The organism is Streptomyces albidus (ex Kaewkla and Franco 2022), assembly GCF_013870515.1.
GTDB lineage: Bacteria > Actinomycetota > Actinomycetes > Streptomycetales > Streptomycetaceae > Streptomyces > Streptomyces albidus.
The window spans coordinates 1-16,109 of the sequence record NZ_JACBXA010000134.1; the positions used below are offsets into that span (position 1 = coordinate 1).

The following is a 16,109-nucleotide window of genomic DNA, read 5'->3' on the forward strand; positions in this document are numbered from 1 at the left end:
GCGTCCGCGGGGGAGGTGTGGACGAGCAGGCATCCGGCACACACCGCGGAGGCGCCGCGGGAGGACCGCAGCAGCGAAATGCGGCAGGCGGTGTCGGAGGAGGGCGAGCTGTGGGAGGGGACGGGGGGCGACGCCGAAAAGGCAGAGAAGGCAGAGAAGACGGAGCAGAACGAGCAGGCCGAGCAGAGCGGGCAGGCCGAGCAGAGCGGGCACGCCGGGGAGACCGCCGACACCCCGGCCGGGCAGGAAGCCGAGCTCGAAGAAGGGCGGACAGCCGTGCCGGAACCGGCGCCCGGGCCTGCCGCACCCGTGGCGGAGCCCCGAGCCGGAGCCGTACCAGAGGCGGAAGCAGGAGCTGGAGCCTCAGCCGACGGCGAGCCCGGAGCCCGGGAGGACGAGCCGGACGTCGCCGGACGCTGGGGAAGCGTGCTCGGCGTGGGAGTCGCCGCTCCCGGCCCCCTCGATCACGCCCGCGGCGTGCTCCACCACGTCACGGGCCATCCGCGCTGGGCGGGATACCCGCTGCGGGACGCGCTCGTGCAGCGGCTGGGCATGCCCGTCGTCATCGACAAGGACACCAACGCCGCCGCTCTCGGTCTCGCGCTGCGCGGCCGTGAATCCCTCGCCTACCTGCACCTCGGTACGGGGCTCGGCGCGGGACTGGTGCTGGAGGGCCGCATCCACCGGGGCAGGCGCAACGGCGCGGGGGAGTTCGGCCACCAGGTCCTCCAGCTCGACGGGCCGCCGTGCCGGTGCGGGAAGCACGGCTGTGCCGAGGCGCTGTGCCTGGAAGCCGTACGGCGGGGCGACACCCGGGAGGCGGCCCGCGTGCTCGGAGTCGCCGCTGCGAATCTCGTGAACCTGCTGGACGTCGACCGCGTGCTGCTGGGCGGTCGTACGGTGCTGGCGGCCCCGGACACCTTCGTCGACGGCGTCGCGGAGCAGCTGCGCGGGACCCCCGCGGGGCTGGAGGACGGCCGGGACGAGGACGGAACGGCCGAGAGCGCCAGGGGCGGTGTCCGGGTCGAGCTCGTGCCGGAAGGCGCGCGGACGGTGGCCGACGGTGCGGCGCAACTGGTCCTCGCACCGCTCTTCGGCCGCGTACACGGAGCGCAGCCGGGCCGTCCCGGATGACCGGTCGCCGTGGCGCACGAGTCCACCCGCCGGCCGGCTCCGAGCCTCGCGCACGAGGCGGACGAAGGGGCTGAAGGTGTGGCCACAAAGCAGGCCGTAGGGTGAAGACGGCGGCCGGCGAGACCGGTCCCGCGAGGCCGAACCGACCCTTGGCAGGAGCCGTCACGTGGCAGAGCGCAAGCCGATCGAGTCATGGCTCACCGACATGGACGGTGTGCTGATGCACGAGGGGGTCCCGGTCCCCGGGGCCGACGCGTTCCTCAAGCGCCTGAAGGAGTCCGAGCGCCCCTTCCTCGTGCTCACCAACAACTCGATCTACACCCCGCGCGACCTGCACGCCCGGCTGGGCCGCATCGGTCTGGACGTGCCGACCGAGAACATCTGGACCTCGGCGCTGGCCACCGCGCAGTTCCTGGACGACCAGCGTCCCGGCGGCACCGCGTACGCCATCGGCGAGGCAGGGCTGACGACTGCGCTGCACGACATCGGTTACGTCCTCTCCGACGCCGAGCCGGACTACGTGGTGCTGGGCGAGACCCGTACCTACAGCTTCGAGTCGCTGACGAAGGCGATCCGGCTGATCAACGACGGCGCCAGGTTCATCGCGACCAACCCCGACGAGACCGGCCCCTCGGCGGAGGGCGCGCTGCCCGCCACCGGTTCGGTCGCGGCGCTCATCACCAAGGCCACCGGCCAGGAGCCGTACTTCGTCGGCAAGCCCAACCCGCTGATGATGCGCGCGGGTCTGAACGCGATCGGGGCGCATTCCGAGACGTCCGCGATGATCGGCGACCGGATGGACACGGACGTTCGAGCCGGCATGGAGGCGGGTCTGGAGACCTTCCTGGTGCTGACCGGTCTGACCCGGCCGGACGAGGTGGACCGCTTCCCCTACCGGGCGTCGAAAGTCGTGAACTCCATCGCGGATCTGGTCGACCGCGTCTGAGCCGACGCGCTGCGGGACGGCCCGCCGACGTGCAACGGCCCCGAGCTGTACGTCAGTTGCGTGCCGGCCGCGAGCAGCGGCCCGTGGAGCGCCGCGAGTCCGGGGCGGGAACGGGCGTTCAACGGCCGCGTAACGGCAGGTGGAGACTTCCGCGTGCCGTGGGGGCGCTGTGACACGATGGGCGATCCGGTTCTGGTGCTCGCAGGGGGAAGCCCACCAAGGGGGAGTGGATGTACGGCAGCGACAGTGACGGTCTCCGGAGCGGAGCCGGTGTGAGATCCGGTGAGGGCGGGCGGCGTTCCGCAGCTCGCTCCCGGTACGTCACCGGCGGTGCCCTCGTGCTGGCGGGCCTGCTGCTGGCCGGCTGCTCCTCGGACTCCGGGTCGGGATCCGGCGGGAAGGGCGGGGGCAAGGACAAGGCCGAGGAGTTGCAGAGACCGAAGTCGGTCACTCCGTACTGGGTCGATCCGAAGAGCAACGCGGCGCGCGACGCCGCCGCCTACCGCGAGGGCGGAAAGACGCAAGAGGCGTCACTGATGCGGAAGATCGCCGACCAGCCCGTCGCGGAGTGGATCGGCGCGGACGACCCCGAGGGGCAGACGCGGAAGGTCACGAGCGCGGCGGCCGAGTCGGACCGCGAGGCGCTGCTGGTCCTCTACAACCTGCCGCACCGCGACTGCGGCCAGTACTCCAGGGGCGGCGCCTCCGACGCCGGCGCCTACCGGGCCTGGCTGAACGGAGTCCTCAAGGGCATCGGCAAGCGTGCGGCGACGGTGATCGTGGAGCCGGACGCCATTCCGCACATGCTGATGGAAGGCTGCACCCCGGCCCGTTTCCAGCCCGAGCGCTACCAGTTGCTCAACGAGACGGTCAGCAAGCTCAAGAAGCTGCCGCGCACCCGGGTCTATCTGGACGCGGGGAACCCCGACTGGGTGCGTGACCCGGGCGGGCTCGTCGAGCCGATGAGGCGTGCGGGCATCGATGCGGCCGACGGCTTCTCGCTGAACGTCTCCAACTACCAGACCACCGCGTCGAATTCGGCCTACGGCAAGAAGTTCTCGCCGATGGTCGGCAACAAGCCCTTCGTCATCGACACCAGCCGTAACGGCAACGGTCCGGTCGCGGGTGCGGGAGCCGACGAGGAGGCGTGGTGCAATCCCCCCGGTCGTGCTCTGGGGGAGTCGCCGACGACGAAGACCACCGACGAGCTGATCGACGGCTATCTGTGGATCAAGCGCCCCGGCGAGTCGGACGGCGAGTGCAAGGGCGGCCCGCAGGCGGGGCAGTGGTGGCCCGAGTACGCGCTGAAGCTCGCCCGCAACGGCAAGGGCTGACCGCTCGCAACGGGAGGGGCCGACCCGTCCCTTCCCGCGCGGTCGCCCGCCGCATGCCCCCTCACAGCCGTGCTCCCGCCGGATGCCGGCGGGAGCACGTGACACGTCACTGCGGGAGAGACGTCAGGGCGAGAGCGGAGTCGTCGTCGGCGCCGTCGCGGCGGCCGAGCGTGGAACCTTCAGCCACAGCGACTTCGACGGGACGCCCCTGCCGTCGACAGCGGTGACCATCCACCAGCCGGGCGTCACGAGTGAGGGGTCGTCGGGCAGTTCGACCGTGACAGCGTCCGCCGTCCTCTTGAAGTCCAGGGCGACGGAGGACTGTTCGACGTTGGTGACGTGGGTGAAGGAGCTGGGGCGGATCAGCCGCATCTTCTTGATGGCGTCCGGGTCGTCGCTCTTGAAGGACGCGGATCCGCCGAGCCGTACCGTCCTGGTGTTCTGCTCCGCCAGTCCCGCGTGCTCCAACTGCGGGCGTGAGCCCTTCTGGTGGAGGTAGGGCGGGGTGTAGATGTCGATCTGCTGCTCGAACTGTCCGGGCTTGGTGTTGGCCTTGTCGGAGAAGAGCGAGTCGGATCCGAACGTCATCACCCGTCCGTCGGGCAGCAGCAGGGCGCCGGAGTGGTAGTTGCGGCCCACCAGGGGGTCGGCGACGCCCTTCTTGGTGTTGCTCCGGGGGTCGTAGATCTCGGCCTTGAGCACGTTGGTGTCGCTGCGGCCGCGGTAGTCGCCGGATCCGTTGGTCGTCAGCACCTTGTCGTCGGGCAGGACGACGCTGCTGGGGTAGCGGGCCTTGTCGTAGAGTTCGGGCCCGTTCACGAAGCGCGGGGCGGGGTCCTTGAGGTCCACGATGCGGGTCTTCGCGGTTGCCTTCTTCGACTCGCCGACACCTCCGCCGCCGAGCACCATGAACTTGCGGCTCTGGCTGGGCGGCAGGGGCACGGACATCGCCGTCTCCAGCGCGTCGGGGTCGCTCATGCCGGGGATCTTGCGGAAGCCGTTGGTCTGCAGGTCCCACAGGCCGGGTGTGCGGCCCTTGTCGGCGGGGCCGTAACCGGCGTTGGCGCCCGAGTAGAAGATCTTGTTGTCGTCGGTGAGGTGCAGGCCCGGGTAGGTGGGGAAGAACCGCTTGCGCGGCAGGTACTCCCACTTCTTGGTCTGCGGGTCGTAGATCTCGTTCTTGCCGGGGACGACCTGACCGATGTCGTCCAGCCCCGACACGGAGAGGACCTTGCCGTCCTCCAGGGTCGTCAGCGTCGGATACCAGCGCGCCTCGTGCATCGGGTCGACCTTGATGTAGCGCTCGGCCACGGGGTCGAACTCGTAGGTGTCCTTGATGCCTTGGAAGTCCTTCTTGTCGAAGGAGAGCTTCTGCGCGATGCCGTAGACGTTCTTGCGGTCGGCGCCGCGGAGCCCCTGAACGCGGTAGTTGTCCTCGGTCCCGGTCTGGTACTGCTTGCCGCGCTCGGCCGCCTCGACGTACACACGGGCGACGCTGGGGGCCGTCTTGACCTGCCCGGTGACGGGGTCGGGCTTCTTCTTCGCGCGCGGGACCAGGATGCTGTCCTTCGCCTCGAAGGTCTTGCCGTTCTTACGCCCGGTGAAGCGGGTGCCGGCCTTGATGGTCTTGGCGCGGTCGGGGTTCTCGTTGTGGACGATCATCAGGCCGCCGGCCTTCTTCACGTCGCCGCCCAGCTTCTCGTAGCGCCGGGTGCCGCCGGCGACGAGCAGTTTCCCGTCGGGGAGTTGGGTGTGTCCGGCGCAGAAGAGGTCGTTGGGCGTGTGGATGTTCCTGAAGGTGTTCTTCTCCGGGTCCCACAGCACCGTGCGGAAGGTCTTGGCGTTGAACTGCTTGGCGTCGTTGCCCGACCCGGCCACCAGCAGGACCTTGCCGGTGTGCAGCAGCGCGGCGTGGATCGTGTTGATCCGGTACTTCCTGGGGACCTGCACCGTCTTCCAATGCCCGTTCGCCGCTTTGTACTCGGGCTCGTTGATCTTGTAGTGGTGGTATTTCTCCGAGGCTATGTCGTAGAGCACGGGGCCGTTGAACCCCGCGATCACCAGCACCACGGTCGTCGCTATGGCCGTGCGCCGCGTACGACGGCTCGGTCGGTACTTCATCTTTCACGTCCCCCAGGGGCGGTCTGCGCTGGTACGGGCTTCGCCTGCGTCGGGTCGGGTCCACCGGCGACGGGCGGCGGAAGCGGTCCGCCCTGCCGGTGGCGGTGCCGGCGCTGCTTCCGCTTCTTCTTCTCCGCGCGCACGGTGACGCGCCAGCCGATGATCGGCGCGGCCGTGATCAGCAGCGCGAGCGCGGCCCAGGTGATCATCGCCGGGTGGTCGTGGCCCAGGTAGAAGGACCCGCCCAGCGAGCCGCCGAAGACGAGGATGAAGAAGAGGTGGATGCGGAAGGTCCCGAACAGGGTGTCGGGGCTTGCCGAATCGCCCTTGGGGGTCACCACGAACTTGCTCTTGCGGCGCAGCACGGTGTCGAAGAGGGAGCGGGCGTAGATCGGCGCGGAGAGCGCGGACATGAGCATTCCCGCGAGACCGCCTGAGCCCTCCGGCTCGTGCGGGGAGACGTTGTGCCGCCGGTTCCAGATGTAGAGCCCGATCTGGAGGGCGGAGGCGTTGCCGTACAGCGCCATCCAGACCGTCGGGTCGATCTGCACACCCGAGGCGCCCAGGCCCAGGAACAGCGCACAACTCAGCGCGGCCAGGATCCAGTTGAGCGCCGAGATCGGGTAGAAGATCATCAGCATCGTGTAGTTGAAGAGCTTGCCGGGCGGCATGGTGAACAGGCCGCGCCAGTACTGCTTGAGGATCGTCTCGTACGTGCCGCGGGACCAGCGCAGTTGCTGGGTGAAGAAGTCCGTCCAGGCGTTGGGGCCCTCACCCACGGCGAGCACGTCCGGGGTGTAGACCGAGCGCCACTTGCGGCCCGTCTCGGGGTTCCTCGCCCGGTGCAGCTCGAAGCCGGTGGCCATGTCCTCGGTGATGGAGTCGTACAGGCCGCCGATGCCCTTGATGGCCTTGATGCGTACGGCGTTGCTGGTACCGACGAACATGGGGGCGTTGTAGCGGTTCCCGGCGCGCTGGATGAGGGCGTGGAAGAGGAACTGCTGGCTCTCGGCGGCCTTGGTCACGAAGTTGTCGTAGTTGCCGTAGACCTGCGGGCCGATGACGAAGCCGATGTCGGGGTCGCGGAAGTAACCGAGCATCCGCTCCAGGTAGTTGGGCAGCGGCACGTGGTCGGTGTCGACCGAGGCGAAGTAGTCGTAGTTCTCGCCGTGCGCGGCCAGCCAGGCGTTGTAGTTGCCGTGCTTGGTCTTGGCCCGGTGCGGGCCCTTCTTCTTGTTCCAGCGGGGCACGCCCTTGCGGGTGAAGTGGTGCACGCCGAGGCGGCGGCAGACGTCCTTGACCTCCGGGTCGTCGCCTTCGTCGAGCAGCCAGATGTGCAGCAGCCCCCGGTGCCGGATCTTCACGGCCGCCTCGAGCGTCTTCGTCACCATCTCGATCGGTTCCTTGCCGGGAACGAAGGAGGTGAGGAAGGCGACGCGGGTTCCGGACTCCGGCACGACGGGTATCGGGTCCCTGGCCACGAGCGTGGCGTGCGCGTTGGAGAGGACGTTGAGCGTACGGAACAGCTCGATCAGGCCGATGGAGACCAGCATCACGATGTCGAGCTTGAGCACCAGGTCCGAGACGGCGCCGTCGTCGCGCTGGGTCCAGTGCTGCGGCTGCATCAGCCAGGCGAGCAGACCGGCCGAGAGCAGCGGCGCCAGGCCGAGCAGGATCGCCGCTCTGAAGCGGTGCGGCTCGTCGGCCAGCAGGCTGCGGTAGGCGACCCGGTACGGCTTGTCGGGGTCGGGCTGGCTGAGCGGCCCGGCGAGACGGCTGTAGTGCTCGTAGTCGTAGCGGGGCAGTTCCTTGGGCGCCCACCGGGCACGACCGCCCAGGGTCTCGCGGGCTCTCTGCCGGATATGGCGGGGTATGCGCAGCTGCGTCGTCCGCGTCGGGTCGTCGTGAGCTTCCTGCTCCGGTCCCGGCTGGTCGCCGCCGGCCCTGGTAGAGGTCATGGGTCCGTCCCCCTGAACGCAGCAGGCTGCGTGTGCTCGTACTTCCCGCGTCCTTCCCCGCGGCCCCGGGCGCGGCAGGCGTCGGCTGCTTCGTACTGAGACTTCATGCGGCCGACGCCCGGTTCCATGTGGTCGGTCTCCGGTTCGCCGTCCGTACGCCGTTTCAGGCTCGGCCTTGTTCAGCCGTGCCCCGTCGCCCGTGTTTTGGCGGGGCTGCGGGGTAGTCGGAGTCGTCGGTAGGTTCTCCGACTCCTGGCCCGAACGCAAGGGCGAAATGCGGCGCTTGATGCCAGTTGCGGCTTGATATCCGGGTTCTCTGTGATGGATGTGTCATCGATATGGGCGAGTTGTGTGGGCCTGCAGGAACGCGGGCTTGCCCGTGAGTGGCGGCGGCGTTGCCTCCGGGCACCCGGACGCCGACGAGCGGTGACGCCTCAGAGTCCGGCCGGTGCCGCGAAGCCGACCGTGTACTCCTCCGCGCCCGGGGTGTCGTCCTCCTCGCCGCCGTGCACCGCGAAGCGCAGCAGCCGCTCGCCCTCGACCGCGACCGCCTGCTCCTCGTCCCCGGTCAGCCGTCGCCCGAAGGGCGTCACGGTCAGCGTCGCCGCCTTCCTCCGCGGCTGCTCCGCCTTCCACATCCCCCGCACCCTGCCGTCCAGCAGGATGGTGCCGGGCACCTGGCCGTTCCGGCTCGCGATGGTCCTGCGGGCGGCGTCGTCGATCACGCGCGTACGGTCGGCGTGGGAGAGGATGAGGTTGTCGTACTCGGCCACGAAACGTGCGGGCAGAGGCAGTTCGGGATCGGGACGCGGGGCGTCGGGCAGGTCGAAGAGCTCCCGCCCGCTCTCGCTGCGGAAGACGCGCAACTGAGGGCGGAGCCGCTCCACGACCTCGCCGAGGCGCGTCAGCCCCGACCACGTCTGCGCGTCCATGACCGACGCCGGTCCGAAGGCGCCCAGATACCGCAACACGACTCTCTCCACGGACGGTTCGGGCGAGACGGGGCGCCCCAGCCAGGACTCGATCGTCTCGTAGGTGGGCTGACCCGAGCGTCCCCACAGGCCGCGCGGCGGGATCTGCACGACGTCGCAGAGCGCGCGCGCCGCCTGCGACAGCGCCTGCGGATCGTGCGTAGGCCACAACTCGCCCAGCTCGACGGCCAGTTCGCGGGCGCTTCGTGGTTGCTGCCGCAGAAGGGAGAGCCCCGCTTCGGCGATCTCTGCGGGGTCGGCCCCCGCAAGCCGCTCGCGGTAGTTGGTGCGCAGGATGCGCTCGTACAACACCCGGGTCAGCGGCCGCAGTTGAAGGCAGTCCGCCGCGCTCACCAGATGCACGGTGCCGCGCATCACGCTGACGCGCACGACCTGCCGCTCCCGCAGCAGCGCCGCCAGTTCCTCGGCCCGGAATCCGGCAAGACGTGACCAGAGGCCGAAGTAGGGCGGCTTCGGCGCCTGCGCCTGGAGGCCGACCAGGTGCTCGACGGCTTCGAGTGCGGTCATCCGCGCCCGCTCGGCGAGCAGTTGGCGCGCGACGAGGGCACGGCCGAGAGCCCTGGTGGTGAGAGTGGCGGGGTGCATGAGGGGAGTCTGGCCGATCGGGTGCGGGGGCGCCATGCGGGTGGGCCGTACGTGACCGGGGCGGACCTGCGGTACGGGCGCCCGGGACGGGAGTGCGGCCGGACGGGAGTACGGCCCGGCCGCGGTGGGGCGCGGCCGGGCCGTACCCGGTTCCGTGTGGCGTCGGCGGGGACGCGTGGCCGTCTGCCCGGCTCGTCAGAACTCGACGTCGGAGCAGGAGTAGAACGCGTTGGCCGTGTCGGCGATCGTCCAGACGCCCAGGATCAGATGCCTGCCCGACTTGCCCTCCGGGAGCTTGCCTTCGCCGGTCCACTCGGCGGGGGGCTTGTCTCCGTTCATGGGCACCTTCAGGAACGGCTCGGGTTCGAGGTCGGCACGCGTGAGCGGCTCGGCCGGGTCCCAGCCGTCCTTGGTGACGTAGAAGCTGAAGTCGGTCGTCGAATGCATCGCCGTCATCGACCACTTGAAGGTGTGGGCGGCTCCGGCGTCGAGCTTGTTGGCGGGCCAGTCGCCGCCGCGCGGGTCGTCGAGTTCCTTGAAGCCCTCGTTGCCGCCGGCGCAGATGGAGCCGTCCTCCGGCCCGGCTTCGGGGAAGCCCTTGGGGCCTTCGACGCTCTGGGGTTCGTTCTCCACGGCGCCGCAGCCTGTGACGGTGCCGTCGGCACAGTTCGCCTGACGGCTGGCGGGGTCGGTGCTGAAGCCGTGGCCCTGCGCGGAGTTGCCGGTGAAGAACATGGCCGCAGCGCCAAGTCCCAGTCCTACGGCGGCCGCTGTGATCCTCTTGCGCATGTCGCTCCTGCTGATCGTGGGGGATCGGAGTGCGTGCACTGCGTACAACGGTCTAGACCAAGTGGTGAATCTAGCGTGCGCCCGGGGAGATGTCCAGACCAATTCTGAGGGGACCGGGGTGCGGGCGGCCGGGCCGCAGCGCCTGCCGACACCCGGTGGACGTACGGGAGTCGGGGCCGCGTCAGGGGCCCGGGGCTTGGGTCGGGGCCGCCGCGGAAGCGGTGCCCCGGGAACGACGGAAGCCCCCCGCCTGTGCGGAGGGCTTCCGGTTTCGCAAGGTACGCCGTCAGGGACTCGAACCCCGGACCCGCTGATTAAGAGTCAGCTGCTCTAACCAACTGAGCTAACGGCGCCTGTCGGCCTCGAAGGCCGACGCGGGAAATACTACCCCCTCGGCGGGGGTGCTCATGACCATGATCAGATCGCCAGCGACAGCATGACCGGAGCGGCCTTGCGGCTCAGCGTTTCGGCGGCTCTGCGCAGCCGGTGCGCCTGCTCGACGGGCAGTGAGAGCGCCAGACATCCCACCGACGACCCGGCCGTGACGGGCACCGCCGCACACACCGTGCCCACCGCGTACTCCTGGAGATCGAGCACCGGCACGGTCGGCGGCTGCCTGTCCAGCGTGCTGAGCAGCAGGCGTTCGTCCGTGATAGTGCGCGAGGTGAGCCGGGCGGTCCTGTGCCGGGAGAGGTGGTCCCTGCGGCCGTCGTGATCGAGCTGGCCCAGAAGGCACTTGCCGATCGCGGTCGCGTGCAGGGCGGAGCGGAAGTCGACCCATTCGTTGACCGCGGGGGTCACGGGGCTGTCGGCGTAGCGGGTGACCTCCAGCTCGCCGTCCTTGTAGCGGCTGAGGTAGACGGCGGCGCCGACGGTGTCGCGCAGATCGGAGAGGGTCCGCTCCAGGCGCTCGTCCAGGGCGCGCCCGCGGTCGCCGCCGGAACCGAGCAGGACCAGCGACTCACCGACTACGTACGTGCCGTCCTCGAGCTGCTCCGCGTAGTTCTCGCGGCAGAGCATCGGCAGCAGATGGGCGAGGTGACCCGGGGGGAGACCCGTCTCCTGGGACAGGGCCGCCTCCGTCACGCCGTCGCGGTGGCCGGCGATCGCCTCCAGCACACGCAGCGCGTACCGCACTGAGTGGAACGGCGCGGTGTGCTCCGGCTTCAACGCCACGACGGGCCCCCTTGAAGGTGTGACCGTTTGCGTCGTGACCGTCGCGTGCGGTCACGGTTGCTCTTCACGATAGCGGTCAACAGGTCTGCCGGTGGGGCGCGTTGCCCTTATTTGGCATATGCGTCCTTGCCCTGGTAGAGGCCGTGGACGTGTCCATCGGGGGTCTCCGGAGTGCGCCCCGCCCCCGTCGGCGCGCGGTGGCTGCGGATTTCGTGGCCGACCGGCCCGCAGGGAGGGGAAGTCGGCGTTCCGTTCCGTGGGGCGCAGAACCCGCACATGCGCGGAGCCCGGCCCGGCACAAAGGCCGGACCGGGCTCCGCGTGGCTCCGCTTGCGAGGGCGCCTACAGCACCGCGCTGAGGAACTCCCTCGTGCGCTCGTGCTCCGGGTCGCTGAAGATCTTCTCCGGCGATCCGGACTCGATGACGCGGCCGGCGTCGAACATCAGCACGTCGTCCGAGATGTCACGGGCGAAGTTCATCTCGTGCGTGACGCAGAGCATGGTGATGTCCGTGGTGTGCGCGATGTCCCGCAGGACGTCCAGCACGCCGGCCACCAGCTCCGGGTCGAGCGCGGAGGTGACCTCGTCCAGGAGCAGTACCTGCGGCCGCATCGCCAGCGCGCGGGCGATGGCCACACGCTGCTGCTGACCGCCGGAGAGCTGGCTCGGGTACTTGTCGATGTGCTCGGTCAGACCGACCAGTTCGAGCAGTTCCCGTGCACGCTGCTCCGCCTCGTCCTTGGGCAGGCCCAGGACGTGGACGGGCGCCTCGGTGATGTTCCGCAGGACCCTCATGTTGGGGAAGAGGTTGAACTGCTGGAACACCATGCCGATGTTCTTGCGTACCTCGCGGCTGTGGCGCTCGCTCGCGGGCACCAGCTTGCCGTCCCTCTGCTCATGGGTGAGGTAGTCGCCGGCGACCTTGATGGTGCCTTCCTCCGGCTTCACCAGCGTCATCAGCAGCCGCAGGATCGTGGTCTTTCCGGATCCCGACGGCCCGATGAGTGTGACGTGCTTGCCGGAGTCGACGTTGAAGCACAGGTTGTCGAGGACGACGTTGTTGCCGAACCGCTTGGTGACGTCCTTGAACTCGATCAGTTCAGTGCCGTCGACGGCCGGGTTCCTGGTTTCCTTCGAAGTGCTGCTGTCAGTGGACAAGTCGACGCTCCAGAGCTCTCATAAGCAGGGATGCCGGGTAGGCGATCAGGATGAAGACGATGCCGATGACCGTGACCGGCTCAGTCGGCTGGAAGGTCTCGGCACTGAACTGCCGCGCCTGGCCCAGCATTTCCAGCGCACCGATCGTCATGAGCATCGGTGAGTCCTTCAGCATCGCGATGACGTAGTTGCCCAGTGCGGGCACCACGCGACGGATCGCCTGCGGCAGGATCACCGCACTCCACGTGCGCGTACGCGGCAGGCTCAGTGCCGTGCACGCTTCCCACTGCCCGACGGGCACGCCGTCGATGCCGGCGCGGTAGACCTCCGCGGTGTACGTCGAGTAGTGCAGACCCAGGCCGATGACACCCGTCACCAGGGCCGAGAAGGTCACGTTCCACTCGGGCAGCACGTAGTACAGGAAGAACAGCTGCACCAGCAGCGGCGTGTTGCGGATGAACTCCGTGATCACCATCACGGGCCAGCTGATGACCTTCAGGTTGGAGCGCTGGGCCATCGCCCAGACCAGGCCGAGTGCGAAAGCGATCAGCGAGCCCAGCACCAGCGCCTGCAGGGTGACCAGAACGCCATCCAGGAGACGCGGCATGAAGTCGCTGACTGCGGACCAGTCCCATTTCATGAGGCACCTCCGGCGCTGGGAACGTCACGGGGGGCCTCGGCCTGGCGCGGAACGTTCACCCGGCGCCGTACGCCGAGGGACTTCTCCGGGGGTGCCTGACCGATACCCGCCTTCGCATGCCGCTCCAGCACGCGCATGCCACGGGTGAGTACGAAGGCGAGTACGAAGTACATCACCAGGATGATCGTGTAGACGGGGGCGCTTTCGCCGGTCGCGTTACGCACCAGCATCGCGCCGAAGGCGGTGTCCGCCACACCCATGATCGACACAAGGGCGGTGCCCTTGAGCAGCTCGATCAGCAGGTTGTTGGCCGGCGGGATCATCTCCGGCCACGCCTGCGGCAGCACGATCTTGGTGAGCCGCTGCCACGGGCTGAAGCTGAGTGCGATGCCCGCCTCCTGCTGCGCCGGAGCGACAGCAGCCAGCGACCCGCGAACGATCTCCGACCCGTATGCCCCGTAGGACAGGCCAAGTGCCAGCACTGCCGACCACATGGGAAGCAGCTGCCAGCCCAGAGCGACGGGCAGGACGAAGAACATCCAGAACATCAGGACGAGGGCGGAGGTGCCGCGGAAGATCTCCATGTAGGCACCGGAGAGGACGCGCACGACGCGCAGCCGGTGGGTACGTGCGACCCCGACCACGAACGCCACGCCCGCTCCGAGCAGGGCGCTGAAGAAAGTCAGCTGGACGGTGACCCAGACGCCCTTCAGCAGCAGCTCCCACAGACCCCAGGTAAGGTCCGTCATTTGCAGCGCTCCTTCGCGGTCTGTGTCGTCATCTCCTGCTCGATGAAGCCGAAGGGCTTCATGATGCGAAGGAGTTCACCGCTCTTCTTCATCTTGTGGAGCTCTTCGTTGAAGGCGTCGCGCAGCTTGGTCTCGCCCTTGCGGAAGGCGAACGCCCCGGTGCCCAGGTCGGGCTTGCCGTCGAGCTGCGGCGTGAAGGCCTTGGTGAACTCGGTCTTCCCGCTCTTGGACTGCCTCACGACATTGCGGACGGTGACCGCAGTGCCCGCGAAGACGTCCGCACGGCCGCCCTGCACCTCCAGCAGGCCTGCCAGCTGGTCCGGCAGGAGCTTGATCTCGCCCTCCTTGATGCCGGCGTCCTTCGCGTAGTCGATCTCCGCGTAGCCGACGCCGGTGGCGAGCTTGGCGCCCTTCTCGGCGATGTCCTTGTAGGTGTGCAGACCCTTGGGGTTGCCCTTGCGGACGATGAACGCGTCGCGCATCTCGTACTCGGGGTCGGCGAAGAGAACCTGCGCGCAGCGCTCGGGCGTGATGTACATGCCCGCGGCGACCACGTCGAACTGCTGAGAGTTGAGCCCGGGGATGAGCGAGGCGAACTCGGTGGGCATCGGCTGCACGTTGTCGATGCCGAGCCGCCCGAAGATGATCCTCGCGATCGCCGGGGACGCCCCCGTCAGCTCACCGTTCTTGTCGATGTAGCTGTAGGGCTGTTCGCCGGCGATTCCGACCTTCACCGTGCCCTGGATCCTCATTCTCTCCAGCAGATCCCCCCCGTTTCCGGCGTCGGCGCCGGCCACACGGCTGCATGCCGTCGTGGCGCCCAGCGTTCCGGCCGCGGTCAGTGACATCGCTCCTGCGAGCACTGATCGGCGACCAAGACCTCTACCGGTGTTCCCGGTATTTCCGGTGTTGTTCCCTCGTGGTGGAGCCATGGGCGCGCAGCTACCCAGGCATGCTGAAGATATGCGGATCGTTTTCAGCCCTTGACCTGCTCGTTGCGGGCTTGACCGCTGCGCCACCATTGACACGGAAACGATCCATCTCAGCACCACCCGGAGGCACGATGGCCGAGCGCTTCATCGAAGTGTCGTTGGACAAGCGGGGAGTGAGCTGCACAGCCAAGCTCCTCGACGACCGCGCACCGATCACCTGCGAGGCCGTGTGGAACGCGCTGCCGCTGGGCGGCGACGTCTATCACGCGAAGTACGCACGCAACGAGATCTACGCGCTGATCCCGCCTTTCGCCCCGGAGGAGCCGCCGCTGGAGAATCCGACGATCACTCCCATTCCTGGCGATCTGTGCTATTTCACCTTCACCAACACGCAGTTGGGCACCGCCTCGTACGGATACGAGGCGGCGGCGGAGCAGCAGGGCGCACAGGCCGCCCACGCCACCCGGTCCACCGTGATCGACCTCGCGCTCTTCTACGAGCGCAACAACCTCCTCATCAACGGTGACGCGGGCTGGGTTCCCGGCATCGTCTGGGGATCGATCGTCGACGGTCTCGACCGGATGGCTGAGGCCTGTCAGGACCTGTGGCGGGCCGGCGCTCTGGGCGAGACCCTCAACTTCCGGCGGGCCTAGGGGGTGTCCGCGAAGTAGCGTCGTCCGCCTTCCCGCCTCCCGGGCGGGGCTTCGCGGACACGCCCCAGGGCTCAGGCGATCCCTGCGAGGGCGGGGGCCGGCATGTCGGCGGCCCCCGCCTCGTACAGGGCGTGCGACGCCCGGAGCACGAGGTCGTCCCGGTGGCGTGCGGCCACGAGCTGCACGCCCATCGGCAGCCCGTCCCCGTCCACGCCGCAGGGCACCGAAGCGGCAGGCTGCTGCGTCATGTTGAAGGGGTACGTGAAGGGCGTCCACTCGGTCCAGCGCCGGTATCCGGAGCCCTCGGGCACCTCGAGGCCCGCCCCGAATGCGGTGCCGGGCGTGGTCGGCGTCACGAGCAGGTCGTACGTCTCGTGGAAGACGCCCATCTTCTTGCCGAGCGCCATGCGTACGTCGACGGCGGTCAGGTAGTCCAGCGCGCTGCGCGCGGCCCCGTCCTCGCAGATCTCCCTCAGCGCGGGGTCCATCTTCTCGCGCTGCTCGGCGGTGAAGTTCTGGGTCACCCGGGCCGCTCCCGCGAACCACAGCGAGTGGAACGCCTCGATCGGGTCCTCGAATCCGGGATCGGTCTCCTCGACCACCGCACCCATCTCCTGCAGCCGCTCCACCGCGCGCCGCACTCCGGCTGCGACCGCCGGCTGGACCTCGACCTGCCCGCCGAAGTCCGGCGAGTACGCGATGCGCATGCCGCGCACCCCGCTTTTCACCGTCTCGCGGAAGCTGTCGTGCGGCGGCGCCAGCTGGGACCAGTCGCGGGCGTCCGGCTGCGAGATCACGTCCATCAGCAGCGCCGCGTCCGCCGCGTCCCGGGTCATCGGGCCGACGTGCGCGAGCGTGCCGAAGGCGCTGGCGGGATAGATCGGCACCCTGCCGTACGTCGGCTTGAGCGCGAAGATCCCGCAGAAGGCGGCCGGGATGCGC

Annotated in this window: 14 protein-coding genes and 1 tRNA gene; 4 read left to right on the forward strand and 11 right to left on the reverse strand. The window is 69.0% G+C overall.

Annotated elements, in window-relative coordinates:
• The first annotated feature begins 15 nt into the window (after positions 1 to 15).
• The 3 genes from H5J26_RS19150 (at position 16) to H5J26_RS19160 (ending at position 3,414) form a co-directional block, all read left to right on the forward strand.
• Positions 16 to 1,134: an ROK family protein gene (locus H5J26_RS19150; protein ID WP_309237978.1), complete on the forward strand. Its 1,119-nt coding sequence runs from the start codon at positions 16 to 18 to the stop codon at positions 1,132 to 1,134.
• Positions 1,135 to 1,300: 166 nt separating this feature from the next.
• The gene (locus H5J26_RS19155) at positions 1,301 to 2,080 is read left to right on the forward strand and encodes an HAD-IIA family hydrolase (protein WP_181767127.1); all 780 of its coding nucleotides are present in this window, start codon (positions 1,301 to 1,303) and stop codon (positions 2,078 to 2,080) included.
• 230 nt (positions 2,081 to 2,310) lie between these two features.
• Positions 2,311 to 3,414, forward strand: a complete 1,104-nt coding sequence (locus tag H5J26_RS19160) for a glycoside hydrolase family 6 protein (RefSeq protein ID WP_181767128.1) — start codon at positions 2,311 to 2,313, stop codon at positions 3,412 to 3,414.
• Positions 3,415 to 3,537: 123 nt separating this feature from the next.
• Here H5J26_RS19160 and H5J26_RS19165 read toward each other — a convergent pair whose 3' ends face one another.
• The 10 genes from H5J26_RS19165 to ehuB form a co-directional block, all read right to left on the reverse strand.
• Positions 3,538 to 5,535: a kelch motif-containing protein gene (locus H5J26_RS19165; RefSeq protein ID WP_181767129.1), complete on the reverse strand. Its 1,998-nt coding sequence runs from the start codon at positions 5,533 to 5,535 to the stop codon at positions 3,538 to 3,540.
• Positions 5,532 to 7,493 carry a glycosyltransferase family 2 protein gene (locus H5J26_RS19170; RefSeq protein ID WP_181767130.1) on the reverse strand — a complete coding sequence of 654 codons (1,962 nt, stop codon included), beginning with the start codon at positions 7,491 to 7,493 and terminating at the stop codon, positions 5,532 to 5,534. The genes H5J26_RS19165 and H5J26_RS19170 overlap by 4 nt, the downstream gene beginning before the upstream one ends.
• Positions 7,494 to 7,927: 434 nt before the next feature.
• The gene (locus H5J26_RS19175) at positions 7,928 to 9,070 is read right to left on the reverse strand and encodes a winged helix DNA-binding domain-containing protein (RefSeq protein WP_181767131.1); all 1,143 of its coding nucleotides are present in this window, start codon (positions 9,068 to 9,070) and stop codon (positions 7,928 to 7,930) included.
• A gap of 195 nt (positions 9,071 to 9,265) precedes the next feature.
• Entirely contained in the window at positions 9,266 to 9,859 is a 594-nt protein-coding gene (locus H5J26_RS19180; RefSeq protein ID WP_181767132.1) for a lytic polysaccharide monooxygenase auxiliary activity family 9 protein, read from the reverse strand.
• Positions 9,860 to 10,138: 279 nt separating this feature from the next.
• A tRNA-Lys gene (locus H5J26_RS19185) sits at positions 10,139 to 10,212 on the reverse strand.
• Positions 10,213 to 10,276: 64 nt separating this feature from the next.
• Positions 10,277 to 11,035, reverse strand: coding sequence for an IclR family transcriptional regulator (locus tag H5J26_RS19190; RefSeq protein ID WP_181767133.1), 759 nt, complete (start codon positions 11,033 to 11,035; stop codon positions 10,277 to 10,279).
• Between the two features lie 342 nt (positions 11,036 to 11,377).
• Positions 11,378 to 12,193 carry an ectoine/hydroxyectoine ABC transporter ATP-binding protein EhuA gene (gene ehuA / locus H5J26_RS19195; RefSeq protein WP_181767134.1) on the reverse strand — a complete coding sequence of 272 codons (816 nt, stop codon included), beginning with the start codon at positions 12,191 to 12,193 and terminating at the stop codon, positions 11,378 to 11,380.
• Complete coding sequence (ehuD, locus tag H5J26_RS19200) at positions 12,183 to 12,833, reverse strand: ectoine/hydroxyectoine ABC transporter permease subunit EhuD (RefSeq protein WP_181767135.1); 651 nt, start codon at positions 12,831 to 12,833, stop codon at positions 12,183 to 12,185. The genes ehuA and ehuD overlap by 11 nt, the downstream gene beginning before the upstream one ends.
• Positions 12,830 to 13,582: an ectoine/hydroxyectoine ABC transporter permease subunit EhuC gene (ehuC, locus tag H5J26_RS19205; RefSeq protein WP_181767136.1), complete on the reverse strand. Its 753-nt coding sequence runs from the start codon at positions 13,580 to 13,582 to the stop codon at positions 12,830 to 12,832. The genes ehuD and ehuC overlap by 4 nt, the downstream gene beginning before the upstream one ends.
• Positions 13,579 to 14,514: an ectoine/hydroxyectoine ABC transporter substrate-binding protein EhuB gene (gene ehuB / locus H5J26_RS19210; RefSeq protein WP_181767137.1), complete on the reverse strand. Its 936-nt coding sequence runs from the start codon at positions 14,512 to 14,514 to the stop codon at positions 13,579 to 13,581. The genes ehuC and ehuB overlap by 4 nt, the downstream gene beginning before the upstream one ends.
• A 131-nt stretch (positions 14,515 to 14,645) precedes the next feature.
• On the opposite strand from ehuB, the gene H5J26_RS19215 reads away from it, so the two are divergent.
• A complete protein-coding gene (locus H5J26_RS19215; RefSeq protein ID WP_181767138.1) occupies positions 14,646 to 15,167 on the forward strand; it encodes a DUF3830 family protein in 522 nt (173 codons plus the stop codon).
• Positions 15,168 to 15,238: 71 nt separating this feature from the next.
• Here the strand turns inward: H5J26_RS19215 and H5J26_RS19220 are convergent.
• A partial coding sequence (locus H5J26_RS19220; RefSeq protein WP_268933113.1) for an amidase family protein occupies positions 15,239 to 16,109 on the reverse strand: 871 nt, incomplete at its 5' end.